Annotated in this window: 23 protein-coding genes; 10 read left to right on the plus strand and 13 right to left on the minus strand. The window is 65.0% G+C overall.

From position 1 onward, the window contains the following. Positions 1-34 precede the first annotated feature (34 nt). From FHS75_RS02495 to FHS75_RS02505, 3 genes are all read right to left on the minus strand, one after another. Positions 35-700, minus strand: a complete 666-nt coding sequence (locus FHS75_RS02495) for a 50S ribosomal protein L25/general stress protein Ctc (protein WP_179406130.1) — start codon at positions 698-700, stop codon at positions 35-37. A gap of 112 nt (positions 701-812) precedes the next feature. Beyond that, complete coding sequence (locus FHS75_RS02500; protein WP_229735469.1) at positions 813-1,730, minus strand: TraB/GumN family protein; 918 nt, start codon at positions 1,728-1,730, stop codon at positions 813-815. Beyond that, positions 1,678-2,589, minus strand: a complete 912-nt coding sequence (locus FHS75_RS02505) for a TraB/GumN family protein (RefSeq protein ID WP_179406131.1) — start codon at positions 2,587-2,589, stop codon at positions 1,678-1,680. The genes FHS75_RS02500 and FHS75_RS02505 overlap by 53 nt, the downstream gene beginning before the upstream one ends. A gap of 110 nt (positions 2,590-2,699) precedes the next feature. On the opposite strand from FHS75_RS02505, the gene FHS75_RS02510 reads away from it, so the two are divergent. From FHS75_RS02510 to ppdK, 3 genes are all read left to right on the plus strand, one after another. After that, positions 2,700-3,602 carry a glycine--tRNA ligase subunit alpha gene (locus FHS75_RS02510; protein WP_179406132.1) on the plus strand — a complete coding sequence of 301 codons (903 nt, stop codon included), beginning with the start codon at positions 2,700-2,702 and terminating at the stop codon, positions 3,600-3,602. After that, positions 3,599-5,872, plus strand: coding sequence for a glycine--tRNA ligase subunit beta (gene glyS, locus FHS75_RS02515; RefSeq protein WP_179406133.1), 2,274 nt, complete (start codon positions 3,599-3,601; stop codon positions 5,870-5,872). Before FHS75_RS02510 ends, glyS begins: the two co-directional genes overlap by 4 nt. Before the next feature lie 128 nt (positions 5,873-6,000). Beyond that, positions 6,001-8,670 (plus strand): pyruvate, phosphate dikinase, encoded by a 2,670-nt coding sequence (gene ppdK / locus FHS75_RS02520; RefSeq protein ID WP_179406546.1) that lies wholly within the window; start codon positions 6,001-6,003, stop codon positions 8,668-8,670. On the opposite strand, the gene FHS75_RS02525 is transcribed toward ppdK, so the two are convergent. Next, positions 8,667-9,428, minus strand: a complete 762-nt coding sequence (locus FHS75_RS02525; protein ID WP_179406547.1) for a class I SAM-dependent methyltransferase — start codon at positions 9,426-9,428, stop codon at positions 8,667-8,669. The two genes, ppdK and FHS75_RS02525, sit on opposite strands and share 4 nt — an antisense overlap. A gap of 75 nt (positions 9,429-9,503) precedes the next feature. Between FHS75_RS02525 and FHS75_RS02530 the strand changes: the two genes are divergently transcribed. The 3 genes from FHS75_RS02530 to FHS75_RS02540 all read left to right on the plus strand — a co-directional run bounded on the left by FHS75_RS02530 (position 9,504) and on the right by FHS75_RS02540 (position 12,813). Then, positions 9,504-10,244, plus strand: coding sequence for a ComF family protein (locus FHS75_RS02530; RefSeq protein WP_179406134.1), 741 nt, complete (start codon positions 9,504-9,506; stop codon positions 10,242-10,244). A 358-nt stretch (positions 10,245-10,602) separates the two neighbouring features. Beyond that, positions 10,603-10,971 carry a phosphoribosyl-AMP cyclohydrolase gene (gene hisI, locus FHS75_RS02535; RefSeq protein ID WP_179406135.1) on the plus strand — a complete coding sequence of 123 codons (369 nt, stop codon included), beginning with the start codon at positions 10,603-10,605 and terminating at the stop codon, positions 10,969-10,971. 42 nt (positions 10,972-11,013) lie between these two features. Continuing rightward, positions 11,014-12,813, plus strand: a complete 1,800-nt coding sequence (locus FHS75_RS02540) for an acyl-CoA dehydrogenase C-terminal domain-containing protein (protein WP_179406136.1) — start codon at positions 11,014-11,016, stop codon at positions 12,811-12,813. Here the strand turns inward: FHS75_RS02540 and FHS75_RS02545 are convergent, their stop codons facing one another. The 6 genes from FHS75_RS02545 to tyrS all read right to left on the minus strand — a co-directional run bounded on the left by FHS75_RS02545 (position 12,814) and on the right by tyrS (position 19,691). Next, complete coding sequence (locus FHS75_RS02545) at positions 12,814-13,518, minus strand: dienelactone hydrolase family protein (RefSeq protein ID WP_179406137.1); 705 nt, start codon at positions 13,516-13,518, stop codon at positions 12,814-12,816. Then, a complete protein-coding gene (cysK, locus tag FHS75_RS02550; RefSeq protein ID WP_179406548.1) occupies positions 13,515-14,432 on the minus strand; it encodes a cysteine synthase A in 918 nt (305 codons plus the stop codon). Before cysK ends, FHS75_RS02545 begins: the two co-directional genes overlap by 4 nt. Further along, positions 14,432-15,697, minus strand: coding sequence for an MFS transporter (locus FHS75_RS02555; RefSeq protein ID WP_179406138.1), 1,266 nt, complete (start codon positions 15,695-15,697; stop codon positions 14,432-14,434). The genes cysK and FHS75_RS02555 overlap by 1 nt, the downstream gene beginning before the upstream one ends. Positions 15,698-15,752: 55 nt before the next feature. Continuing rightward, the gene (locus FHS75_RS02560) at positions 15,753-17,930 is read right to left on the minus strand and encodes a TonB-dependent receptor (protein WP_179406139.1); all 2,178 of its coding nucleotides are present in this window, start codon (positions 17,928-17,930) and stop codon (positions 15,753-15,755) included. 86 nt (positions 17,931-18,016) lie between these two features. Then, positions 18,017-18,349: a PilZ domain-containing protein gene (locus FHS75_RS02565; RefSeq protein WP_179406140.1), complete on the minus strand. Its 333-nt coding sequence runs from the start codon at positions 18,347-18,349 to the stop codon at positions 18,017-18,019. 109 nt (positions 18,350-18,458) lie between these two features. Next, on the minus strand, positions 18,459-19,691 hold the full coding sequence (gene tyrS, locus FHS75_RS02570; RefSeq protein ID WP_179406141.1) for a tyrosine--tRNA ligase: 1,233 nt from the start codon (positions 19,689-19,691) through the stop codon (positions 18,459-18,461). 48 nt (positions 19,692-19,739) lie between these two features. On the opposite strand from tyrS, the gene FHS75_RS02575 reads away from it, so the two are divergent. The 3 genes from FHS75_RS02575 (at position 19,740) to FHS75_RS02585 (ending at position 22,104) form a co-directional block, all read left to right on the plus strand. Beyond that, the gene (locus tag FHS75_RS02575; RefSeq protein ID WP_179406142.1) at positions 19,740-20,279 is read left to right on the plus strand and encodes a DOMON-like domain-containing protein; all 540 of its coding nucleotides are present in this window, start codon (positions 19,740-19,742) and stop codon (positions 20,277-20,279) included. Then, the gene (locus tag FHS75_RS02580) at positions 20,276-21,481 is read left to right on the plus strand and encodes an exo-beta-N-acetylmuramidase NamZ family protein (protein WP_179406143.1); all 1,206 of its coding nucleotides are present in this window, start codon (positions 20,276-20,278) and stop codon (positions 21,479-21,481) included. Before FHS75_RS02575 ends, FHS75_RS02580 begins: the two co-directional genes overlap by 4 nt. A 209-nt stretch (positions 21,482-21,690) precedes the next feature. Then, entirely contained in the window at positions 21,691-22,104 is a 414-nt protein-coding gene (locus FHS75_RS02585; protein WP_179406144.1) for a hypothetical protein, read from the plus strand. A gap of 19 nt (positions 22,105-22,123) precedes the next feature. Here the strand turns inward: FHS75_RS02585 and FHS75_RS02590 are convergent, their stop codons facing one another. The 3 genes from FHS75_RS02590 to FHS75_RS02600 all read right to left on the minus strand — a co-directional run bounded on the left by FHS75_RS02590 (position 22,124) and on the right by FHS75_RS02600 (position 24,932). Next, entirely contained in the window at positions 22,124-23,305 is a 1,182-nt protein-coding gene (locus FHS75_RS02590; RefSeq protein WP_179406145.1) for a vWA domain-containing protein, read from the minus strand. 9 nt (positions 23,306-23,314) lie between these two features. Beyond that, positions 23,315-24,163: an AAA family ATPase gene (locus FHS75_RS02595; protein WP_373284962.1), complete on the minus strand. Its 849-nt coding sequence runs from the start codon at positions 24,161-24,163 to the stop codon at positions 23,315-23,317. Between the two features lie 70 nt (positions 24,164-24,233). Next, positions 24,234-24,932, minus strand: a complete 699-nt coding sequence (locus FHS75_RS02600; RefSeq protein ID WP_179406147.1) for a DUF2238 domain-containing protein — start codon at positions 24,930-24,932, stop codon at positions 24,234-24,236. 64 nt (positions 24,933-24,996) lie between these two features. Between FHS75_RS02600 and FHS75_RS02605 the strand changes: the two genes are divergently transcribed. Beyond that, on the plus strand, positions 24,997-25,728 hold the full coding sequence (locus FHS75_RS02605; protein ID WP_373284963.1) for an NYN domain-containing protein: 732 nt from the start codon (positions 24,997-24,999) through the stop codon (positions 25,726-25,728). Positions 25,729-25,735 lie beyond the last annotated feature (7 nt).

The raw sequence follows: 25,735 nt of genomic DNA on the forward strand, positions 1-25,735 counted from the left end.
CCCTCCCGCAAGGGGAGGGGCTCCCATGTCAGTGTCAGGCTTCGGGATCTTCGGCCTGTTCGGTGGCCTCGGTGCCCTCTTCGCCCTCGGCATCTTCACCCTCGGCACGCTCGGCGCCTTCGGCCTTCTTGAGCGCCGACGGAGCAACGATGGTCGCGATGGTGAAATCGCGGTCGGTGATCGCGCTTTCCGAACCCTCGGGAAGAGACACGCTGCTGATGTGTATCGAATCGCCGACCTCCAGCCCGGTCACGTCGATGGTGATTTCCTCGGGGATCTTGTCCGCTTCGCAGACCAGCTCGAGTTCGTGGCGAACGACGTTGAGCACGCCGCCGCGCTTCAGCCCCGGCGACTTCTCTTCGTTGGCGAAGTGTACCGGGATCGCAACCTCGACCTTCGCGTCCTTCGAAAGGCGCAGGAAGTCGACGTGCAGCGGGCGATCGTTCACGGGATGGAAGGCGACGTCCTTCGGCAGCGTCCGAACTTTCTTGCCGCCAACCTCGACCATCACGATCGAGTTCATGAAGTGACCGGTGCCGAGCTGGCGGCGCAGTTCCTTCTCCTCGACGTGAATCGTCAGCGGATCTTCGTTGTTGCCATATACAACGGCGGGGACGCGGCCATCACGACGCAGTGCACGGGAGGCTCCCTTGCCAGCCCGTTCGCGCGCCTCGGCCGGCAGGGTAAGCGTGTCGCTCATCTTCACTACCTTTCGAAAACGGTGAATACGTGTTTCTTCGCCGCCACGCCTCCAGGGATGACCATGACGGGAAGCGCGCGCCCTTAACGGACGGACGGCGCAAAAGCAACGCTCAATCGACGCGGCGGACGCGGTACCCGGCAGCTTCCAGAAGCGCAGGCAGCCCTTCCGGCCCGGCCATGTGCGCCGCTCCGACCGCGACGAAGGGTCGCGCTCCCGAGAGGAGCAGCGCGACGATGCGTCCCTTCCATGCCTCGTTGCGCTTGACGTAAAGCGCATCGCGCAGCTCCGGATCCGCGAGCAGGCCGCGATTGGTCTCGCGCTCTATCCGCTCCATGTCGCCCGCCAGCCAGGCGTCGGCAAGCCCGCCGCTTTCGGTTTCGAGCGCGCCGGCGTCGCTCACGATGGCGGCAAGGAGGTCGCGCTGTTCGGCCTCGGGCAGGGTGTCGAAGATGGCGAGCTGGCCTGCCACGCCTTCGAGTTCGACGATCCGGCGGCTTCCTGCGACCTCGATCACAGCGCGGTCGATCCCGTACTTCGCCTTCAGGTCGCCGCCCCCGGCCTGCGCAAGGGTGAGCGCCGCGCCCCAGGTCTCGGTATCGGGGAACCCGTCGTCCGACAGTCCGGTGTCGGCGAGCACCTGCGCAAGGCGCGGCCGCAGCTCGGGTCTCAGCCGGCGGCTCAGCGGCGGCTGTCCGGGGGTGCGCGAGAGGCGCGCGAACGTGTCTGCCATCCCGGAACCGTCGGCAAGGTCGGCGATCTCGACGACCACCGTATCGGCCCGCGACAGTGCGCGGTCGACTTCGGCGGTGCGCCAGCGGGCGGGTCGCTCGAGCGAATGGACAGTGCCGAACAGCCAGCCGCGCTCGCCGTCCGGCCCGGTCACTTCCCAGAGCGCGGGATCGGCGGGCACCGGCTCCGGCGCACAGGCGGCAGCGAGCGCGGCAAGCAGCGCCGCGAACAGGGCGCGCAAGGCGCTACTGAATGCGCTGTGCGGAAATGCCGAGAGTTTCGAGCTGCTGCTGGACACTGCCCGGCCCTGCCAGATGACCGGCGCCGACTGCAAGGAAGACCGTGCCCGGCTTCTGCATGCGTTCCGAGATCCAGCCCGCCCATGCCCTGTTGCGCCCGGTGAGCAGTGCCTCGACGAGCGCGGGCTCGTCCTCCTCGGCGTTGATCAGCTCGGCCAGCCTGGCCGCGTCGCCGATCTTCCAGGCCTCGACCATCGAGAGCAGGTCCTGCCGCAGTCCGGGAAGCTGCTCGACCACGTCGTCGAGATAGCGGACCTGCACATCGACGGGCAGCGAATCGAACATCGAAAGCTGTTGCTCTGCCGTCTCCAGCCCCGCGTGCGGCATTTCCGCCTCGGTCGCGTGGAGCGCCAGCGTTTCCTCGACGCCGTTCTTGGACTGGAAGCCATCGCGCAGCAGCGGAATCGTCGACAGGGTCACCGCCGCGTACCACGGCTCGAACCGGTCGAAGCTTTCGGGCGGCAGTTCGAGCGTGCCGAGCGCGGCCTCGAATTCGGCGCGGTCGGTATCGGCCATCAGCGAACGCAGCGTCGTCGCTTCGTCCATCACCGCCTTGTCGAGCACCAGCCGCTGCATCGTCGCCGGTTCCTCGGGCACGATCTCGGTGACGAGTTCGTCCGATGCCTCGAACGCTTCGGATACCGGCCCGCTGAACCATGCGATGCCGTCGGGCAGCGCGTGGATCGTGCCGAACAGCCAGATCGTGGTGTCCTTGTCGGCGATCTTCCAGAGGGCGGGGCGGGCCTGCGCTGCGCGGCCTTCCTCTGTCAGGCGCAGCACTTCGGCGGCGGCGGGAACCTGGAACAGCGCGGCAAGGCAGGCGAACAGCGCGACGATCTTGCGAAGGATACGGGTCATGAACCGGGATATAGGGTGCAATTCTCGCCAGTCGATGAACGGTGAGCACGGCCCGTCGCAGCGCGCTCGCTTATTGACCGTTCCGAGCCCATCGGCCAAAGCGCCGCACCATGTCGCACGCCGCCGAACCTCTCAGCTTTCAGGACATGATCCTCACGCTCCACGGCTTCTGGAGCGCGAAGGGCTGCCTGATCCTCCAGCCCTACGACATGCGCATGGGCGCGGGGACCTTCCATCCCGCGACCACGCTGCGCGCGCTGGGCCCTGAGCCGTGGAAGGCCGCCTACGTCCAGCCCTCGCGCCGGCCGACCGACGGGCGATATGGCGAGAACCCGAACCGCCTGCAGCATTACTACCAGTACCAGGTCATCCTGAAGCCCAGCCCCGACAACCTGCAGGAGCTCTACCTGCAAAGCCTCGCCGCGATCGGCATCGATCCGCTGAATCACGATATCCGCTTCGTCGAGGACGACTGGGAAAGCCCGACGCTGGGCGCGTGGGGTCTGGGCTGGGAAGTCTGGTGCGACGGCATGGAAGTCACCCAGTTCACCTATTTCCAGCAGGTCGGCGGGTTCGACTGCAAGCCGGTCGCGGGCGAGCTGACCTACGGGCTGGAACGCCTCGCGATGTATATCCAGGGCGTCGACCGGGTCTACGACCTCAGGTTCAACGCCGCGGGCGAGACCTACGGGCGCGTCTTCCTCGAGAACGAGCGCGAGCATTCGAAGTACAACTTCGAGGTTGCCGACACCGACCAGCTGTTCCGCGGGTTCCAGCATGCCGAGGCCGAGTGCGTGCGCTGTATCGAGGCAGGCGTTCCGCTCGCCGCATACGACCAGGCGATCGAGGCGAGCCACCTGTTCAACCTCCTGCAGGCGCGCGGCGTGATCTCGGTGCAGGAACGCGCCAGCTACATCGGCCGCGTCCGCGATCTCGCCAAGGGATCGTGCGAGGCGTGGATCAGCAAGAACGAGGCGCAATGGGCGGAGCAGAACGAGGGGTGGAGCGCATGAGCGATTTCCTTCTCGAACTGCGCTGCGAGGAAATCCCCGCCCGGATGCAGGCCGGCGCTCGCGCCGATCTCGAACGCCTGTTCCGCAAGCAGCTGGACGAGGCGGGCGTCGCCGTGGGCAAGGTCACCGTCTGGTCCACACCGCGCCGCCTTGCGCTGATCGCCAGGGACCTGCCTGCCGAGACGCAGGCCGTGCGCGAGGAAACCAAGGGCCCGGCGACGAGCGCGCCCGAACAGGCGCTCGACGGCTTCCTCCGCAAGGTCGGGCTCTCGAAGGACCGGCTCGAGAAGCGCGACGTGAAGGGCAAGGACACCTGGTTCGCGGTGGTCGAAAAGCCGGGCAGGGCGGTGCGCGACGTGCTGGCCGAGGCGATTCCGGCGATCGTGCGCGCCTTTCCCTGGCCCAAGTCGATGCGCTGGGGCGCGGCCTCGATCTCGACCGAGAGCCTGCGCTGGGTGCGCCCGCTATCGGGGATCGTCGCGATCTTCGGCGAGGAACTGGTACCCTGCACCGTGGGCGGCATCGAATCGGGTTATGCGACGCTCGGCCATCGCTTCCACCATCCCGACGAAATCACCATCGGCAGCGCCGAGGACTATGCCGACAAGCTGCGCGCCTGCCACGTTATCGTCGACCACGAGGAACGGCAGGACCTGATCCGCGAGAAGGCCGCCGGGGCCGCCCGCGCCGCCGGGCTTGCCATCGTCGAGGACGAGGGGCTGGTGATCGAGAACGCCGGGCTGACCGAATGGCCGGTGCCGCTGCTCGGGCGGTTCGACCCCGAATTCCTCGAAGTGCCGCCCGAAGTCATCCAGCTTACAGCGCGGGTGAACCAGAAGTACTTCGTGTGCGAGAAGGACGGCACGCTGGCCGACGCCTTCGTCTGCACTGCCAACATCGACGCGGCGGACGGCGGGGAGGCCATCGTCGCGGGCAACCGCAAGGTCCTCGCGGCGCGGCTTTCGGACGCGCGCTTCTTCTGGGAGCAGGACCGCAAGAAGACGCTGGCCGAGCACGCGAAAGGCCTCGAGCGGATCACTTTCCACGAGAAGCTCGGCACGGTCGCCGACAAGGTGGAGCGTGTCGCGAAGCTGGCGCGCTGGCTGGTCGAGGAGGGGATCGTCAGGGGCGCGGACCCGGACATGGCCGAACAGGCCGCGCGCCTTGCCAAGGCCGATCTCGTCACCGAGATGGTCGGCGAGTTTCCCGAGCTGCAGGGCCTGATGGGCGGCTACTACGCCCGCGCCGAAGGCCTGCCCGACGCCGTCGCCGACGCCATTCGGGACCACTACAAGCCCGTGGGGCAGGGCGACGAGGTGCCGACAGCACCGGTCACGGTTGCGGTTTCGCTGGCGGACAAGCTGGATACCGTCCTGCATATGTTTTCGATGTGGGAGGAGCCTACTGGGTCCAAAGATCCATTTGCGTTGAGAAGAGCGGCGATCGGAATAAATTCCACTTTAGTGAGGAATGATGTTCGGCTAGATTTTGGCCGAGCGCTCGAGATAAGTGGTGCGCATTACGCCGCACACATTGATCGTTGTCCGATGGATTTTACCAAGTTTTCTGATCGAGCGCTTGAAGACTTTCGGACGCGAGTTCCCCATCAAGGGGATATTCATCTAGATAAGATTTTCGCGCTTCACCTTCTTTTAGGTGCGAGGCTATGGGCTTTTTTCGGAAAGCGGATGATTGCCCAGCTTAAAGTCGAAGGGAAACGGCCAGATTTTATAGAAGCTGTACTATATTCGAAAGCAGGTTCGGTTCCAGCGATGGTTAGCCGAGCAAATGCGCTTCAAGATTTTATGGGAACCGCGGACGGCGCGAACCTGCTCGCGGGGTACAAGCGCGCGGCCAACATCCTCAGGAAGGAGGACTGGCAGGGTATCGAGGGCGAGATCGCGCAGACCGGCGAGGAGGACCCGCTGGCGCTCGTCGACGATCCCGACCTGAAGGCGGTGATCGACGCCAAGATGGAAATGCGCCACGCCGCCGACAAATCGCTGTCCTACACGCCCGAACCGGCCGAGAAGGACCTGATCGACGCGCTCGACGCTGCCGAGCCGCGCGCTGCCGCCGCCATCGAGGCGGAGGATTTCGCGGGCGCGATGGCGGCGCTGGCATCGCTGCGTGCGCCGATCGACGCGTTCTTTGACAATGTGACGGTCAACGATCCCGACGCGGAAAAGCGTCGCGCCCGACTTGCGCTGCTTGATCGCTTTCGTGCTGCAGTGCACAATGTGGCGGATTTCTCGAAGATCGAGGGATGATGCCCGACAAGGTGTCAACTTGACCTGCGGGAACAAAATCGCGTCGTCTCATTATCTTGGGAGGCGATGTTAAGGGCGACAGGGTGTCAACTTCGTCGCCTTTGCGAAAACGGAAAGCGGTGAGCACGATGGTGAAGCAGGTCTACACGTTCGGCGGCGATGCACGGCACGACGATCCCCGCGCAAGGGACAAGCTGCTGCTGGGCGGCAAGGGCGCGAACCTCGCGGAAATGGCCTCGATCGGGCTGCCGGTGCCGCCGGGCTTCACCATCACCACCGAGGAGTGCGTGAAGTACCTGAACGAGGGCGCCGACTTTTCCGACGCGCTGCGCGCCGAAGTCGCCGGGGCGCTCGGCCATATCGAGAAGACGGTGGGCAAGAAGCTGGGCGATGCCGCCGACCCGCTGCTCGTCTCGGTCCGTTCGGGCGCGCGCGTATCGATGCCGGGCATGATGGACACCGTGCTCAACCTCGGCCTCAACGACGAGACGGTCGTGGGGCTGGCAAGGACTTCGGGCGACGAGCGGTTTGCGTGGGATTCCTATCGCCGGTTCATCCAGATGTATTCGGACGTCGTCCTCGGCCTCGACCACGGCCTGTTCGAGGAGGCGCTGGAAATCGCAAAGGAAGACAACGGCTTCCTGAATGATGTGGAGATGGGTTCCAAGGAGTGGCACGCGCTCGTCGACGAGTACAAGGCGATCGTCGTGGCCGAGCAGGGCGAGCCGTTCCCGCAGGACGTGAACGACCAGCTGTGGGGCGCGATCAGGGCGGTTTTCGATTCGTGGGATTCGGAACGCGCCAAGATCTATCGCCGCCTCAACGGCATTCCCGCCGACTGGGGCACGGCGGTCAACGTGCAGGCGATGGTCTTCGGCAACATGGGCGAGACCTCGGCCACCGGCGTTGCCTTCACCCGCGATCCCTCGACCGGAGAGAAGGCCTACTACGGCGAATGGCTCGCGAACGCACAGGGAGAGGACGTCGTCGCGGGCATCCGCACGCCGCAGTACCTGACGAGGAAGGCGCGCGAGGACGCCAGCGCCAAGCCCCTGTCGATGCAGGAAGCGATGCCCGAAGCCTACGGAGAGCTGGAGCAGGTGTTCGGCACTCTCGAGTCGCACTACCGCGACATGCAGGACATCGAGTTCACCGTCGAGCGCGGCAAGCTGTGGATGCTCCAGACCCGCACCGGCAAGCGTACCGCCAAGGCGGCGCTCAAGATGGCGGTCGACATGGTCGGCGAAGGCCTGATCGACGAGGCGACCGCCGTCGCCCGCGTCGACCCGATGGCGCTCGACCAGCTGCTTCACCCGACGCTCGATCCCGATGCGCCGCGCGACATTCTCGGGCGCGGGCTGCCGGCATCGCCGGGAGCCGCCTCGGGCGCGATCGTGCTAGATGCCGATACCGCCGAAAAGCGCGCCGAACTGGGCGAGGCGGTGATCCTCGTGCGGATCGAGACAAGCCCCGAGGACATTCACGGCATGCACGCCGCGAAGGGCATTCTCACCGCGCGCGGCGGCATGACCAGCCATGCGGCGGTGGTGGCGCGCGGCATGGGTCGCCCCTGCGTTTCCGGCGCGTCGGGCCTCTCGATCGACCGCAACGCGCGGACGGTGCGCATCGGCCACCGCGAGCTCAGGGAAGGCGAGGTCATCACGCTCGACGGTGCCTCGGGCGACATCATGGCGGGCGAGGTCCCGACCATCGAGCCGGAGCTGGCCGGCGATTTCGGGACGCTGATGGAATGGGCCGACGGCAAGCGCCGGATGAGGGTGCGCACCAACGCCGAAACGCCCGCCGACTGCCGGATGGCCCGCCAGTTCGGGGCCGAGGGCATCGGCCTTTGCCGGACCGAGCACATGTTCTTCGACGAGGACCGGATCAGTGCGGTGCGCCAGATGATCCTTGCCGAGAACGAGAAGGGCAGGCGCGCCGCACTCGCCAAGCTGCTGCCCGAACAGCGCGGCGACTTCCACGCGATCTTCGAGGTGATGGCGGGCCTTCCGGTCACCATCCGCCTTCTCGATCCGCCGCTTCACGAATTTCTGCCGCAGGAGGACGAGGACTTCGAGGAGCTCGCCGACGCGATCGGCATCGGCGCCGACACGCTCAAGCGCCGGGCGGGGGAACTGCACGAATTCAACCCGATGCTCGGCCATCGCGGCTGTCGCCTCGGCATTACGTATCCCGAGATATACGAGATGCAGGCGCGCGCCATCTTCGAGGCGGCCTGCGACGTCGCGGCGCAAAGCGGCGAGGCTCCGATCCCCGAAGTGATGATCCCGCTCGTCGCGACGCGCCGCGAACTGGAACTGATGCGCACGCTGGTAGAGCGCGTCGCCAGCGCCGTGTTCGAGGAAAAGGGCCGCGAACTCGATTACCACGTCGGTACGATGATCGAATTGCCGCGCGCCTCGCTCATGGCGTCCGAAATCGCCAAGGAGGCGGCGTTCTTCTCGTTCGGGACCAACGACCTGACGCAGACGACGCTTGGCATCTCGCGCGACGATGCGGGCCGTTTTCTCGGCACCTATGTCGAGAAGGGCGTGTTCGCGCGCGATCCGTTCGTCAGCATAGACCGCGACGGTGTCGGCCAGCTCGTTCGCCTCGGCGTCGAGCGGGGGAGGGCGGAGCGGCCCGACCTCAAGCTGGGCATTTGTGGCGAGCACGGCGGCGATCCCGCCAGCATCGCGTTCTGCGAGGAAGTCGGGCTCGATTACGTCAGCGCCTCGCCCTACCGCGTGCCGATCGCAAGGCTCGCCGCTGCGCAGGCTGCGCTGGCCAGGGACTAGCCGGGACGCCAGCCCGAGAGGGTCAGGATCTCGAAAGTCTCTACGGTCCTGCCGTGCTCGCCCTCGGACAGGAACGCGGCGCGTGCCCTGTCGAGCGCCGCCTTGCCGAGGGGCGGTCCGGGGTTCGCCAGGACGTTGCCGAGACCCATCGCCCGCAAGTCGGCGACGAGCGCGTCGAGCGAGCGGAAACTGGCCCTGAGCGGCCGGCTGTCGATGACCGGGTCGGCAAAACCGGTCCGTTGCAGGAGCTGTCCGCCTGCGCGCACGTCGACTTGCGGATGGAGGCGCGGTGCGGGTCGCTCTCCGTCGGCGGCAAGCATGGCGGATCGCAGCACCGGCAGGCTGCCTGCGCCGACGAAGCTCGCGACCATCATGCCTCTGGGCGAGAGAGCGTTGCGGATGTGGATCAGCGCTCCCGGCAGGTCGTTCGCGGTATCGAGCACGCCGAGGCTGGCGACGAAATCGAAGCCGCCATGCGGATAGGGGCGCTCGATGTCGAACCCGTCCGCCGGCTCGGCCTCGGAAACCGAGGCTCCAAGGCTACGAAGCGATTTGGCGAGTTCGCCCGTCCAGTCGCCGACAACGAGCGCGGCCGGCGGCTCGATGCGCAGGAATGCGAGGCGTTCGATTACGTCCTCGACCATGTCGTCGATGATGTAGCGGGGGGCATCGCAGGCCGATCGCGGCGCCCGCATCCGCCGCCTCGCGGCAAGGCGGCGTTGCGGGTCGAAAATCCTGGGGGGCGCATTGGATGCCATCGGGCAAGAGTGGCGACGACGTCCAGCCATCGCAAGCACTTGTCCTTCGATGCGAAGTGCCTAGAACCGTGAAACATGGCAATCGCCCACACGCTGGCGCCCATCGTCGACCTCGTCTTCCCGCCCCGATGCCCGCTATGCGGCGATGCGATCGGGGCGCAGTCGGGGCTTTGCGGCAGTTGCTGGAGCGAGCTTGCCATCCCCGGCGAGCCGGCCTGCTCGCTCTGTCACCGGCCGTTCGCCGAGGATGCGGCAAGCGGCCTCACCTGCGCGCCCTGCATGGCCAATCCGCCGCGACACGACGGGATTGCCGCGGGCACTCTCTACAACGAGGCGTCGCGAAAGCTCGTGCTGGCCTTCAAGCACGGCAACCGGATCGCGCTGGCGCCGCTCATGGCGCGGCTGATGTCGGCGAAGTTGAAGGCGGTGGACGAGAACTGGATTGTGGCGCCCGTGCCGCTTCACCGCTGGCGCCTGTGGCGCAGGGGTTACAATCAGGCCGCTCTGCTGGCTCAAGAGGTTGCGAGGCTGCGATCCTCAAGGCTCTGCGTCGACCTGCTCCAGCGCAGGAAGGCCACACCGACGCTGGGCGGACTTGGCCAGAAGGCAAGAGCGCGGGCGCTCTCCGGAGCGATCGCATGCAATCCTCGCCATTCCGGCATCGTGCGAGACGCGAACGTGGTGGTCGTCGACGATGTCCTGACGAGCGGCGCGACGAGCGATGCCTGCGTTGCGGCACTGAAACGGGCCGGGGCACGCAAGGTCGTCATCGCCTGTTTCGCGCGGGTCCTCGACGAATCGCTGCCGCACGCCTGAAAGCCGGAAGGGACGCCCTGAATGCAAACAAAAACGCCCGGAACCGAAGCTCCGGGCGTCCTCGTGACGAAACTGTGAGGCGCTGCCTTTGCAGTTTAGCGATCCCCCCTGGTGACCGCTTCGCCCAATTTCCCTCATCACGGTTCGCAGCGAACAATCGCGCGTTCCGTGCCCCTGAACCATGGCGCTTCGTTAATGAGCACCGTCGGTCGGTGTTTGCAGCCCCCCAGCTGCGGAGCCTTCCATCGACCGAATTGCCCGAAATGGAAAGAGCGGATACGACGGCACGTGGATTTTGACCGCGCGTTGTTGTTATCATGCAACATCCTAACAGCACGCTTCGATGGGTGGATTTTCGATGGCCGACAGTGTCCGCGAGAGCGGAAGCGATTTCATGCCTCGCTTCGATGCGAACGGACTTCTCACGGCGATTGCGGTCGACAGCGCGACGAAAGACATCCTGATGGTTGCCTTCATGGACGAGGAAGCGCTCGTCAGGACTCGCAAGACCGGGCTGGCGCATTTCCATTCGCGCTCGCGCGGCGAGCTCTGGCTGAAGGGTGAGACTTCCGGTCATTTCCTGAAGGTCGAGGACATCCTCGTCGATTGCGATCAGGATGCGCTGCTGCTTGTCGTCGAGCCGCAGGGGCCTGCCTGCCATACCGGCGCGCGCAGCTGCTTTTATCGAAAACTGGGTGAGGAGGGGCTTATCCCGGTGGGCAATTGATCCCTATATAAGCCCCGAAACATCGAGGAGAGGTCAACAGGCATGCCGATCTACAAGGCACCCGTGCGCGACGCGCGCTTCATCGTCAACGAGGTTTTGGATCTTCCCGCACTGGCCGGAAAACCCGGCTTCGAATCCGCCAGCGCGGACCTTGTCGATGCGGTGATAGAGGAAGCGGGCAAGTTCGCATCCGAAGTGCTGGCGCCCCTCAATGCCTCGGGTGACGCGCAAGGGTGCCAGCGCAACGAGGATGGTTCGGTCAGCACGCCCGAGGGTTTCATCCAGGCCCACGCGCAGTTCCGCGAGGCTGGGTGGGCCACCCTGTCCGCGCCCGAGAAGTTCGGCGGTCAGGGCCTCCCCGAAGTGCTCGGCTTCGCGATCGAAGAATTCATGTCCTCGGCAAACCAGTCGTTCGCGATGTATCCCGGGCTGACCAAGGGCGCCGTCGCCGCGCTGCTGGCGAAGGGGTCGCCCGAACAGCAGGAGCGCTATGTCCCGAACATGGTGTCCGGCCAGTGGCTGGGCACGATGAACCTGACCGAACCGCAGTGCGGCACCGACCTCGGCCTCATCACCACGCGAGCGGAGCCGCAGTCCGACGGGTCGTTTGCGATCACGGGTACCAAGATTTTCATCTCGGCGGGCGAGCACGATCTTGCCGAGAACATCATCCACCTGGTGCTGGCCAAGACGCCCGACGCACCGGAGGGTACGAAAGGCATTTCGCTCTTCGTCGTGCCCAAGGTCCTGGTGAACGATGACGGATCGCTGGGCGAGCGAAACGGGGTCTCCTGCGGCTCGATCGAGCACAAGATGGGCATCCACGCGAATGCGACGTGCGTGATGAATTACGACGGCGCGAAGGGCTGGATGGTCGGCGAGGAAAACAAGGGCCTTGCCGCCATGTTCATCATGATGAACGCCGCGCGCCTCGGCGTCGGCATCCAGGGGATTTCGCAGGCCGAAGTCGCTTACCAGAATGGCGTATCCTACGCGATGGAGCGCCGGCAGGGCAGGGCGCTGACCGGGCCGAAGGAGCCGGAGGAAAAGGCCGATCCGCTGTTCGTGCACCCCGACGTGCGGCGCATGCTGATGGACGGCAAGGCACTTACCGAGGGACTGCGCGCGCTGGCGCTATGGTGCGGGCTGCTCGTTGACGTGTCCGAGAAGGCCGAGGACGAAAAGGAGCGCGAACACGCCGACGATCTGGTCGGACTGCTTACCCCCGTCATCAAGGGCTACGGGACCGACAAGGGTTATGCCGTGGCAACCGACATGCAGCAGGTCTGGGGCGGGCACGGATACATCGTCGAGAACGGCATGGAGCAGTTCGTACGAGACGCGCGGATCGCCCAGATCTACGAAGGGGCGAACGGCGTACAGGCGATGGACCTGGTCGGGCGCAAGCTCGCCAAAAACGGCGGTCGCGCGATCCAGGCGCTTTTCGCCGTGGTCGACAAGGAATGCGAGGCAGCAGGTCCGGACGAGAGGCTTGCGGACATCGCCACGCGTCTGGGCAAGGCCAACGGCGAGCTGAAGGCCGCGACGATGTGGTTCATGCAGAATGCGATGGCCAACCCCAACAACGCCGGGGCGGGTGCCTATCCTTACATGCACGTTGCCGGGATCGTCGCCGTCGGGCTGATGTGGCTGCGCATGGCGAAAGCGGCGACGGCTGCCATGGACGGCGGTGCGGACGACCCCTTCTACGAGGCCAAGCTCGTCACCGCGCGCTATTTCGCCGAGCGGCACATGCCGCAGGCCGGCGCGCTTCGCCGCGAGATCGAGACCGGCGCGGAAGCGATGATGGCGCTTGCGCCAGAGGCCTTTGCGACCGCCTGATCAGTCGGGAAAAAGCTCGTCGAACAGGCTCGTCATCGCCGCCCAGCTCTGGCGATCGGCGCTGGCGTCGTAGGCGACCGCGTCCATGTCGCGCTCGTCGCTCAGGGGATCGGTGAAGCCGTGGCGAACCTTGCCGTAGCTGTGGAAATGCCAGTCCGCCCCCGCGCGGTCCATCTCTTCCCAGAACGCCATGACGTCGCTGCGGGGAGCCAGCGGGTCGGCGTCTCCATGGCATACGAGGATGCGCCCCCTGATGGAGCCAGGACCGGCGGGCTTGTGCGTGCCGAGAAGTCCATGGAAGCTCACGGCGGCCGCAAGGTCAGCGCCGTCGCGAGCGATCTCCAGCGCGGCCTGACCCCCGAGGCAGTACCCGATCGCCGCCAGCGGCGTCTCGTCTCCGGCGATCTCGCGCATCCTGGCGACCGCCGGGCGCAAGCGCTTGCGGAACACCTCCGCATCGGCGCGCAGGGGCTCGGCAGCCTCGAACATTGCGTCGGGACCCGGGTTGAAGCCGTAGAAGTCGGCGACAAGGGCGAGAAAGCCCGCATCCGCGAGCATTTCGGCACGGCGCTCGACCGCGTCGTTCTGGTTGGCGATGGTCGGGAACAGGATCACGGCAGCGCGCGGCTTTGGCCATGGCCGTGCGAGCAGCCCGGTGAGCTCGACTTCTCCGTCGCGGTAGCCGACCCGCTCGAGCGGGATCATTCGGGCAGGAAGTCCGGCACCGAGAGATAGCGCTCTCCGGTATCGTAGTTGAAGCCGAGTACGCGCGTTCCCGCCGCGAGATCGGGCAGCTTCTTCGCGATCGCCGCCAGCGTCGCGCCGGAGCTGATCCCGACGAGCATCCCTTCCTCGCGAGCCGCGCGGCGGGCCATGTCCTTGGCCTGCTCGGCATCGACCTGAATGGCGCCGTCGATGGCCTGCGTGTGCAGGTTCGAGGGAATGAACCCTGCGCCGATGCCCTGAATCGGGTGAGGACCGGGCTGGCCGCCGGAAATGACCGGGGACAGCTCAGGCTCGACCGCGTAGGCCTTCATCGTCGCCCAGGTTGCCTTGAGCGCTTCGGCACAGCCTGTCAGGTGTCCGCCGGTGCCGACGCCGGTGATCATCACGTCGATCGGGCTGTCGGCGAAATCGTTCAGGATTTCCTGCGCGGTGGTGCGAACGTGGACGTCGACGTTGGCCGGGTTGTCGAATTGCTGTGGCATCCACGCGCCTTCGGTCTCCTCGACGAGTTCCCTGGCCCGCTCGATGGCGCCCTTCATGCCCTTTTCCTTGGGCGTGAGGTCGAAACTCGCGCCATAGGCCAGCATCAGGCGTCGCCGCTCGATCGACATCGATTCCGGCATGACGAGGACAAGGCGGTAGCCCTTGACCGCAGCCACCATGGCAAGGCCGATGCCGGTGTTGCCCGAAGTGGGCTCGACGATTGTTCCGCCGGGCTTGAGCTTGCCGTCCTTTTCCGCCGCCTCGACCATGGCGAGCGCGATGCGGTCCTTGATCGAGCCGCCGGGATTGGCGCGCTCGCTCTTCACCCAGACCTCGTGGTCGGGAAACAGCCGCGACAGGCGGATGTGCGGCGTGTTGCCGATCGTTGCGAGGATATTGTCGGCCTTCATCATCCTGGCTCCCTTTTCCGGTATTGCGGGGCGAAGGTCCTGGCGCGTCCCAGTTCGGGGAAGAGCCACGCCCACAGCACGGTCACGAATATGGCACCGGCCCCGCCAAAGACAACCGCGCCGGTCGCCCCGAGGATGGCGGCGGCGATGCCCGATTGCATCTCTCCCAGCTCGTTGGATGCCGATATGGCGAGGCCCGAGATCGCCGAGACCCTGCCGCGCACGTCGTCGGGCGTGTTGAGCTGGATCAGCGTGTTACGGATGAACACCGAAATCATGTCGGCTGCGCCGAGCAGGACGAGGAACCCCATCGAAACGAGAAATTCGCGCGACAGCCCGAAGGCCAGGGTAGCGGCCCCGTAGATGCCGACCGCCCAGAGCATCTTGTTGCCGACGTTCGTCGCCAGCGGCCTCCACGAAAGCCATAGCGCTACCAGCGCGGCCCCGACAGCCGGAGCCGCACGCATTTGCCCGAGGCCCTCCGGCCCGACCTCGAGAATATCGCGTGCGAAGACGGGGAGCAGGGCGGTCGCCCCGCCAAGCAGCACGGCAAACAGGTCGAGCGTGATGCATCCCAGCAGGAACCGCTCGTTCCACACGAAATGGAAGCCATCGACGATCTGGCGCACCGGATGGCGCTTCTGCGGGTGGACCGGCGGCGGCAGGCGCTTGACCGCCAGCGTGCAGATCACCGCCACGACAAGCAGCCCGGCGGACACCCAGTAGGGAAGCTCCCGCTCCGCCGCGAACATGAAGCCGGCGGCAGCCGGGCCGACGACCGTCCCGGCCTGCCAGGCAATCGAATTGAAGGCGATGGCGCGCGGGATCAGGCTTGCGGGAACGATGTTCGGAGCAATCGCTGCCAGCGAAGGGTTCACGAAGACGCGTGCGGTGCCATGAAGTGCCGCGAGGACATAGAGTGCCGGCAGGCTGCGCCACTCCGCCGCCGTCACCGCGCCGAGCCCGAGCGCGATCAGCAGATCGAGCGACATGGCCGCAGCGGCTATGCGCCGCCGGTCGAACCTGTCCGCGACAAGGCCTGCGACCGGCGTCAGGAAGAACAGTGGCACGAATTGCGCGAGTCCCAGAAGGCCGAGTTGGAATGCCGCTTCCGGGATGCTCATGCCGTAGTCGGCGCGGGCGACGTCGTAGAGCTGGTAGCCGATGATGACGACCATCCCGGTCGTCGCCACGACCGAGATGAAACGCGCCAGCCAGAAGAAGCGGTAATCCCGGATCTGGAGAGGGGAGGTGGCCTCGGTCACCTGCGCGCAATGGCAGCGCCACACGCCATTGCCAAGCGCTCCTGTGCTTGCAGCGTCAGAAGCTGACCTTGAGCGTCGCTCTCAGGTCGCGCCCGTGCAGCGGCACGAAATCGCGTGTGAACGATGCTGCGCGGCGTCCCGTGGTGTCGAAGATGTTGTTCGCCGCCACCAGCAGGGTGACGGGGCCGTCCTCTCCCATCGGGTGCCAGTCGCCGCTGAGATTCACGTGTGTGAAGGACGGTACCGCGTTGGCGAGCTGCGGGACGCGGTCCTGCCGGTCGTTCCATTCCACCTCGGCGCGGATGCGCAGTTTCTCGTGCCGGGCCTCGACGCCCCCTTGCAAGCGGAGGGGCGGGATACGCGGGACGGGGCCGATGCCGTCTAGCTTGGCATGGGTATAGTCGGCAGCCGCGTCGACTTGCAGCGAGCCGCCCGCCCATTCGAGCGGACGATAGCTTGCCGATGCCTCGAACCCCTTGAAGGTCGCGGGAAGCTGGCGGTAGCGGAAAACGGGAAAGTCCTCGATCTCCTCGCCCGTGGGGATCGCCGCGATGAAGTTGTCGAACTCGGTTACGTATCCCGTGATCGAAACCTGTCCGCGCTCGCCGTCCCATCGGACGTATGCTTCCAGCCCGTCGCTTTTCTCGACGCCGAAGCCGGGGTCGCCGAGTTCGTAGGCCTGCGTCGCGACATGGAGGCCGTCCGACAGCAGCTCCTCGGGCGAGGGTGCGCGGGCTCCACGCAGGTAGTTCGCCCCCAGCTTAAGGCCGTAGGCAGGCGTCCAGGACACACCGGCTCCTGCCGACCACTGGTCGAAACTGCGACGGAAATCGACGTCGTTCGAAGTGACCTTCGTGGTCTGGAAACGGCCTGCGGCCTCCAGCTCTATTCCGCTCCCGATTTCCAGCGCCTGCAACGTGAAGAAGCCGACGCTTTCGACGTCGTAGTCGGGCGTGAAAGCCTCCGCCCCCTCGATGTCCATGGAACGGCCCAGATAGTGGACACCGCTGCGTCCCCGCCAGCCGTCGCGATCGTTCTGGATCAGGTCGGCACGAAATTCGATCCCCTCTCCCGAAAAACGGGTTCCGACCTCGTCTCCTTCCAGTTCGACGTGCTCATAGTCGCCATAGGCACCGCGCAACTGAAGGCTTTCGAAGATGCCGCCCAGTTCGATCGCGCCGCGCAGATCGAAGCGGTCCTGGACGAGATCGATCGAGACGGTTTCCGCGCGATGCCCATCGCCTTCCTCCTCTTCGCCCAGGTGAATCTCGCCTTCGGAGTGCTCCTCGTCGCCGTGATGGCCGGCGCCCGGGCGCAGGGGGACGCCGTAGCGCGTGTCGAAGCGGTGGTACGAGATGCCGAGATTGCCGCCTGCGTCGATGAAGGCGAGGCCCGCGCCGACCGTCCATGTCCTTGCCGCGGTGTTCGGCACGACTCCCCGCAGCGAAGCGAGTTCCTCGAACTCTCCGGCTTCTCCGGCTTCGCCCTCGGCGCGCAGTTCCTCGGCCTCGGCGAGCAATTCGCGGCGAAGCGGGGCCGAGTTGACGAAGCCGCCGATCTCGAGGTCGTCGCTATCGCGCCAGCTTGCATCGAGGTGAGCGACGAAGCGTTCGCCAAGAGGCAACTCGATTGCACCGCCTACCGACCACTCGTCCGCCGCGCTGCCATAACCGCCGACGAAATCTGCCGATATCGCATCCGGAACGCGCCTTGGGATCCGCTTGTCGAGGGCATTGACCGCACCGCCGATCGCCTGACCGCCGAACACCAGGACTGCCGGTCCGTGAAGGATGTCGATGTGATCGACGGTCAGCGAATCGAGGACGACGGCGTGGTCTTCGGAGACGCTCGACGCGTCAATCGAACCGATGCCGTCGGTCAGCACCGTGACTCGCGCGCCGCTGAAACCCCGAAGGATCGGGCGAGACGCGCCCGGCGCGAACGATGTGGCAGAGACCCCGGGAAGCTTTGCCAGGGTTTCCCCGATCTGCCCGCGCGATTGCGCGATGAGACGGTCGCCCTCGATCGACTCGGTCCCGGCCATGAGCCCGAAGTCGATCGGGGGATGCGCGGTGACAACGATCTCGTTGCCGGCTGGCTCTTCCGAATGCGCTGCGCGATGGCCGGGGCCGGACGAGGCTTGCGGGGTTGAGGGGGCTTCCTGAGCGCTTGCCGGATACGAGGCAAGGGCGATGGCTGTCGCTGAGGTGAGGCACAAGGAGATTCTCGTCATGCCGGGCAATTTAACGAGATGTTATATTATAACAAGAGAGGGGTGCGCTTGTGATGTGGCCTGCCGCACTGCTGCGGCCAAAGGCTTCAGCGTCGCGGGCGAAGCCGCGGATTGGGCTGGAGCTTGTCGACGAGCTTCAGGAACTCGTCGGCGCGGATTATCCGTTCGAGCTGGAAGCCGGCACGCTCCTCGTGCGTCCAGATTATGTGCGCCTCTATCCTCCCGACGATGGGTAAGCGGATCGTCAAGCGCTCTCCGCGACCCAGACCATGATCGCCGCTCGCCATGAACCCGTGCGCAGACAGGTTGACGATGTGCAGGTGAACGTCCCCGAGCTGGCGATGTTCGGCAATGACCTTGTGGTCGACCGGATGCCTTACGGCTTGCCGCTGGTCCGTTACCGAGAGTTGTGCGCCCATGTTCCGTTCATCGCGATTGCTGTGGCCCTGAACGGCTTAGATGCACGGGAATGACGAATAATCGGTAAACCGGCAGCAATTTGCCGCAAATCCGCGGCTCCGCGCCATCTCAGGCGCAGCGCAGTATGCCGTGCTTTTTCTTGCCGACGCTCAGCTTTCGGGTCAAACCGTCGGGAACGGTTACCAGAAATCCCGGATCGCTTGCGGGTTCGTCGTCGAGTCGCACTGCGCCTTCCGCGATCTTGCGCTTCGCCTCTCCGTTGGACGCGGTGAAGCCGATCTCGGTGCAAGCGGCGGCAAGGCGGATGCCTTCGGCAGGCACTTCCAGCGTCGGCAGATCCTGGCCGAGCCCGCCGCCCGCGAAAGTTGCCTTCGCCGTATCCTCGGATGCGCGCGCTGCATCTTCGCCACGGCACAGTGCGGTCACCTCGTTGGCGAGCACGACCTTCGCGTCGTTGATTTCGGCACCCTCGAGCGCTTCGAGCCTGGCAATTTCGTTCAGAGGCAGGTCGGTGAACAGCCGAAGGAACCGGCCGACATCGCGGTCGTCGCAATTGCGCCAGTACTGCCAGAAATCATAGGCCGGAAGCTGCGCTTCGTTGAGCCAGACCGCGCCTGCCGCGGTCTTGCCCATCTTCGCACCATCGGCGGTCGTCAGCAGCGGGGTCGTAAGCCCGAAGAGTTCCTTGCCGTCCATGCGCCGCGTCAACTCGATGCCGTTGACGATGTTGCCCCACTGGTCCGATCCGCCGAGCTGCAGCCGGCAGTCGTGGCGCTGCGAAAGCTCGCGGAAGTCGTAGGCCTGCAAGATCATGTAATTGAATTCGAGGAAGGTGAGCGGCTGCTCACGGTCGAGCCGAAGCCGGACCGAGTCGAAGGCCAGCATGCGGTTGATCGTGAAATGCGGCCCGACATCGCGCAGCAGCTCGATATAGCCGAGCTCGCTCAGCCACTTGTCGTTGTCGATCATCACCGCATCGGTCGGTCCGTCCCCGAACGTCAGCAGGCGTTCGAAGATCGTGCGGATCGAGGCGATGTTGTCGGCAATCGTCTCCGACGTCAGCATCTTGCGGCTCTCGTCCTTGCCCGACGGATCGCCGACCTTGGTCGTGCCGCCGCCCATGACGGCGATCGGCTTGTGCCCTGCCTGCTGCAACCGGCGCAGCATCATGATCTGGACGAGGCTTCCCACATGCAGCGATGGCGCGGTCGCGTCGAAGCCGATATAGCCGGGCACGATCGTCCTTGCCGCCAGAGCATCGAGCCCCTGTGCATCGGTCATCTGGTGGATGTAGCCCCGCTCGTCGAGCAGGCGCAGCAATGTCGATTCGTATTGGGTCATGGCTCGCCGTCTTCTTCGGAGGCGCGCGACTAGCATGGAGTTGTCCGCTTGGGAACGCACAGGCTCGTCCCGCATCCGGAGACGCCGCCCTCCGGGGTCAGGTCGGTCCAGGTGCGCTGGACGGAATTCACCGATGGCAGGCTGATGCTGCGGTATCAGGTCGACGGAAAGGACGCGCTCCATGTGCCCGACTACGCCGGTCGCGGGCGCGCCGACGAACTCTGGCGCACCACCTGCTTCGAACTGTTCCTGCAGGACGTGCAGGGGCCGGGATACCGTGAGTACAACTTCTCCCCTTCCGGTCGCTGGGCGGCCTACGGCTTTGCGGCCCGGCGCGAGGGGATGGCACCCGTCGAAGTCGATCCGCAGCCCGAAATCTCGTCGGCATCGGGCGAATACCTCTTTGTCCAGACGGTCGTGCTCTTTTCGCCACCGCTTGAGGCAACGAGGGCGGCCGGCCTCAGCGCGGTGATCGCCGAGCGGGACGGGACGAAGAGCTACTGGGCGCTGGCGCACGCGACGGACGAGCCCGATTTCCATCACCCGGCTTGCTTCGCGCTGCCGCTTGGGGCACCCGCAACCCGATGAAATTCGGTATCGACCGGCTCCTGTCCGAACCCCCGCTCCGTGCCCCGCTTGCCGGAAAGCGGGTCGCGCTTGTCGCACACCCCGCATCGGTGACAGCGGACCTGACCCACTCGCTCGACGCGCTTGCAGCGTGCGAGGAGATCAACCTGACCGCCGCTTTCGGCCCGCAGCACGGGCTGAAGGGCGACAAGCAGGACAACATGGTCGAAACGAGGGACGAGACCGACCCGTTCTACGGCATTCCGGTTTTCAGTCTCTACGGGGAGGTGCGCCGTCCCACCGGGCAGATGATGTCGAGCGCCGATGTCTTCCTGTTCGACCTGCAGGACCTCGGCTGCCGCATCTACACCTTCGTCACGACGCTGCTCTACATGCTCGAGGAGGCTGCGCGCCACGGCAAGGAGGTCTGGGTGCTCGACCGTCCGAATCCCGCCGGACGCCCGGTGGAAGGGACCTTGCTGATCGAGGGGCAGGAGAGTTTCGTCGGGGCTGGGCCGATGCCGATGCGGCACGGACTGACCCTTGGGGAGATGGGGCACTGGTTCGTCCGGCATTTCGGGATCGACGTGCCTTACAGGGTCATCGAGATGGAAGGCTGGACGCCCCATGCCGGACCGGGGCACGGCTGGCCGCAGGACCGGATCTGGATCAATCCGAGCCCAAATGCCGCCAATCTCAACATGGCGAGGGCCTATGCCGGAACGGTAATGCTGGAGGGTACCACGCTTTCCGAGGGGCGTGGAACCACGCGCCCGCTCGAAGTGCTTTTCGGAGCACCCGATCTGGAAGGCAGGGACGTGCTCGCGGAGATGGAGCGTATCGCTCCGCACTGGCTGGCGGGATGCGCCCTGCGCGAGTGCTTCTTCGAGCCGACCTTCCACAAGCACAGCGGCAGGCTCTGCAGCGCGCTGATGGTCCACGCCGAGGGAAGATTCTACGATCACGATGCGTTCCGGCCCTGGCGATTGCAGGCGCTTGCCTTCAAGGCGATCCGTAACCTCCACCCCGGATACGAACTCTGGCGCGACTTTCCCTACGAGTACGAATTCGACCGACTGGCGATCGACGTCATCAATGGCGGACCTCTCCTGCGCGAATGGGTGGACGACAGCGAGGCCGGGGCCGGCGATCTCGATCAAGCGGCAGCGAGAAACGAGAAAGCCTGGCGAGAAGAAACCGAGAACCTGTTGCTATACGCATAGGTCGATCCGAGCACATCTCAAGATAATAACAAAGGTTATAGACGCGCATTCGAAAGTTAAATTCCGGTTTTCACTCAGTGGAGCCAGGGAACGATACGGTCCTCCATGGATTTCAAAAGCGGGTGCCCGCTGATCCAGAGCGCTGGCGACTTAACATCGACAGACTGCTTAGTATCCCGCACCCTCGATCTTCAATGAGGAGGCTGAACATGAAACTCACGAAAACGCTCACTGCCGTAATTGCCGGGGCTGCCGCCACGATAGCATTGCCCGCGTTTGCGCAGGATGTGGACGGCGATGCCAATAGCCCGCTCGTTCAATGGAGCCGGATGAATGCTCCCGCCGGCACATTCTGGCTGGACAGCAACGATGACACTGAGCTGATCCGCTATACGAGTCCGCGCGATGTCGAACTCTGCCTGCCCGAACCGGGCGGCGTGGGCGCAGCCGACGAGGGCTACCCGCTGCGCATCTCTTGGGATGGTCAGTACAGTGCGGTCCTGAGGCCGGGCAACTGCTTCTACTTCGATGCGAGCCGCGTGCAAGTGAAGCCCGCTGAACCGCTTCCTCAGGGCGTTACGCTGACAGGTCGAGTGCGCACCGAAAGCGCCTTGCGCGACTGATGAGCGCGAGCCTCACGGCTCAATGCTTCTTGCGCGTCAGTTCGCGCATCGCGTCCTCCAGTCCGTCGAGCGTGAGCGGATACATCGATCCGCCCATCAGATCGCGGACAACTCGCGTCGAATGCGTGTACTGCCACTGGCGTTCGGGCACGGGGTTGAGCCAGACGGTGGCCGGGTAGGTGTTCGTCACCCGCTCGAGCCACACGGCTCCTGCTTCCTCGTTGTAGTGTTCGACCGAGCCGCCGGGGTAGGTGACTTCGTAAGGGCTCATGGCAGCGTCCCCGACGAAGATCACCTTGTAGTCGTGCCCGAACTTGTGGAGCACGTCCCAGGTCGGCGTCCGCTCGGAAAACCGGCGCCGGTTGTCCTTCCAGACGCCCTCGTAAAGGCAGTTGTGGAAATAGAAGAACTCGAGGTTCTTGAATTCGCCGGTCGCCGCACTGAACAGCTCCTCGACGATCTTGACGTGCGGATCCATCGAGCCGCCGACGTCGAGGAACAGCAGCACCTTCACGGCATTGTGCCGTTCTGGCCTCATGCGGATGTCGAGCCAGCCCTGCTTGGCTGTCCCGCGGATCGTGGCGTCGAGATCGAGTTCCTCGGCAGCGCCTTCGCGCGCGAACCTGCGTAGCCGGCGTAACGCGACCTTGATGTTGCGGGTGCCCAGCTCGCGCGTGTTGTCGAGGTTCTGGAACTCGCGCTTTTCCCAGACCTTCACGGCGCGCTTGTGCCGGCTCTCGCCTCCGATGCGCACGCCCTCGGGATTGTAGCCCGAATTGCCGAAGGGCGACGTGCCGCCGGTGCCGATCCACTTGTTGCCGCCCTGGTGGCGGCCCTGCTGTTCCTCGAGCCGCTTCTTCAGCGTCTCCATGATCTCGTCCCACGAACCGAGCGACTTGATCTTCTCCATCTCCTCAGGGGAGAGGTACTTCTCGGCGATGGCCTTGAGCCATTCCTCGGGGATGTCGACGGGCTGCTGACCGTATTCGGTGAAGACGCCGCGAAAAACCTTCTGGAACACCTGGTCGAACCGGTCGAGCAGGCCCTCGTCCTTCACGAACGTGGTGCGCGACAGGTAGTAGAATGCCTCGGGCGTCTGCTCGATAACGTTCCTGTCCAGCGCCTCGAGCAGCACGAGGTGCTCCTTGAAGCTGGCCGGAATGCCCGCGGCGCGCAGTTCGTCGACGAAGTTGAAGAACATCGCTGCGGCTCAGCCGCCCTGCCTTCGCGACATGAACGCCAGCCGTTCGAACAGCATGATGTCCTGCTCGTTCTTGAGGAGTGCTCCGTGCAGCGGCGGGATGGCCGAGGAGGTGTCCCGGTCCTGCAGCACTTCGAGCGGCATGTCCTCGTTCAGCAGCAGTTTCAGCCAGTCGAGAAGCTCGCTGGTCGACGGCTTCTTCTTCAGGCCGGGCACCTCGCGCACCTCGTAGAAGATGTCCATCGCCCTGGAGACAAGCGTCTTCTGGATGTCCGGGAAATGGACGTCGATGATCGCCTGCATGGTCTCGCGGTCGGGAAACTTGATGTAGTGGAAGAAGCAGCGGCGTAGGAACGCGTCGGGCAGTTCCTTTTCGTTGTTCGAGGTGATGACCACGATGGGCCGCTCCTTCGCCTCGATGCGCTCCCCGGTTTCGTATACGTCGAAGCTCATGCGATCGAGTTCCTGCAGGAGGTCGTTCGGAAACTCGATGTCGGCCTTGTCGATCTCGTCGATCAGCAGGACGGGAAGCTGCTCGGAGGTGAAGGCATCCCACAGCTTGCCACGCTTGATGTAGTTGCCGATGTCGTGGACGCGCTCGTCGCCTAGCTGGCCGTCGCGAAGGCGGGCGACCGCGTCGTATTCGTAAAGGCCCTGATGCGCCTTCGTCGTCGACTTGACGTTCCACTCGATCAGGGGCGCGCCGGTCGCTTTTGCGATCTCGTGAGCCAGCACAGTCTTGCCGGTTCCCGGCTCGCCCTTCACCAGCAGCGGCCGGCGCAGCATGACTGCCGCATTGACCGCGACCTTGAGGTCGTCGGTCGCGACATAGTTCCGGGTGCCTTCGAAGCGCTGCATTTCGATCATCCTTGTCCGTAACGTTTCGCACCTGCGATAGGTATCGCAGCGCAGCATGACAAGGGACGGCTCAGCGTCGGAAAAGGCGGGGATGGCGCTCGACGAAGCGGCGAAGCCAGTGATCGGTGCGTTCGCGACGGGCGCGGCGCATGTATAGCCAGCCCGCGCAGGCCATGACGAAAGCGCCGGCGCCATCGACGATCAGGTCCCACATCGTGTCGGTCAGGCCCGAAGGATCGTCGAACATCGCCTTCTGCATGTTAAGTCCGAGAAGCTGATCCATCGCGAACTCGAAGATTTCCCAGACCGCGCCCATCCCCAGGCTGAAGAAGAAGGCGAAGAGCGCGACGAAGGACGGTCGCATCTGGACGTCGACCAGCTCGTTTTCGTTGAGGAGATAGACGAACAGGAAACCCAGCAATCCCAGGAGGACGCCCGACGTCGCATGGAGCAGGAGGTCCCACCACCAGAACCGGTGATAGAAATCCTGCACCTCGCCAAGAAACAGCGTCGCGAAGATGAACAGCGTCGCGAAAATCTGGATCTCGCTCGGGATCGGCACCGGCATCTTGTGCGGGAAGGCGACGGGCAGCGCGATCACCGCCATCAGAGCGGTGACTATGGCAACCTGCATCCAGCGTTCCGAAACGACCAGCGCCACAAGTTCTGCGGCCATGATCGCCTCCAGCACCAGCAGCAGGAACAGGTGCAGGCGCGAGGCGCTCCAGCCGGTCTGGTCGAGGGTGCTCGTGTCGGCATCGGTCGTCATGCGCGGACGATTAGCGGCGAAGGCCGGGAGCCGCTATGGCCTTTCGTGCGATATGGAGGTGCAGATGCTCAGGGAGGAACACCGCGAAATGAAATCGACGACGACCGAAGGCCGCAACATCGCCCTGCTGATCGATGCCGACAACGCCTCGCCGCGCGACCTCGAGACTGCGCTCACGATCCTTGGCGACCTCGGTACGGTCAATATCCGGCGGGTCTACGGCAACTGGAAGAAGACCGGGCTGTCGGGCTGGGCCAAGATCATCCATCGCTATGCCATCGAGCCGCAGCAGCAGTTCGACATCACCAAGGGCAAGAACGCTACCGACATGAAGATCACCATCGATGCGATGGACCTGCTCTATGGCGGGCGCGTCGATGGCTTCGGCTTCATGACCAGCGACAGCGATTTCATGCCCGTGGCAATGCGCATCCGGCAAGACGGCATTCCCGTCTACGGCTTCGGTTCGAGCAAGGCTCCCGAAGGATTCCGGCAGGCTTGCACCCGCTTCATCGACATGACCAAGATCCCCGATGACGAGGACAATGGCGTCGTCAGGGAAATGCCCGCGGTGGATGACGAACTGGTGAAGCTCCTGGGTGACGCCTGGAAGGCATCGAAGCGCGACGACGACGGCTTTGCCAGTCTTTCGGAAGTCGGCCAGCGCGTAGCCAACCGGTCGAGCTTCGATGCGCGCAGCTACGGCTTTTCGCGCCTTTCGGAACTTATCGAATCGCTGCCCAATTTCGAGACGTCCAAGCGCGACGGGGGGCTGTTCATAAAGCGCCTTCGCTAAGCAGATC

The sequence above is a fragment of the Novosphingobium marinum genome (assembly GCF_013408095.1).
Classification (GTDB): Bacteria; Pseudomonadota; Alphaproteobacteria; order Sphingomonadales; family Sphingomonadaceae; genus Novosphingobium; species Novosphingobium marinum.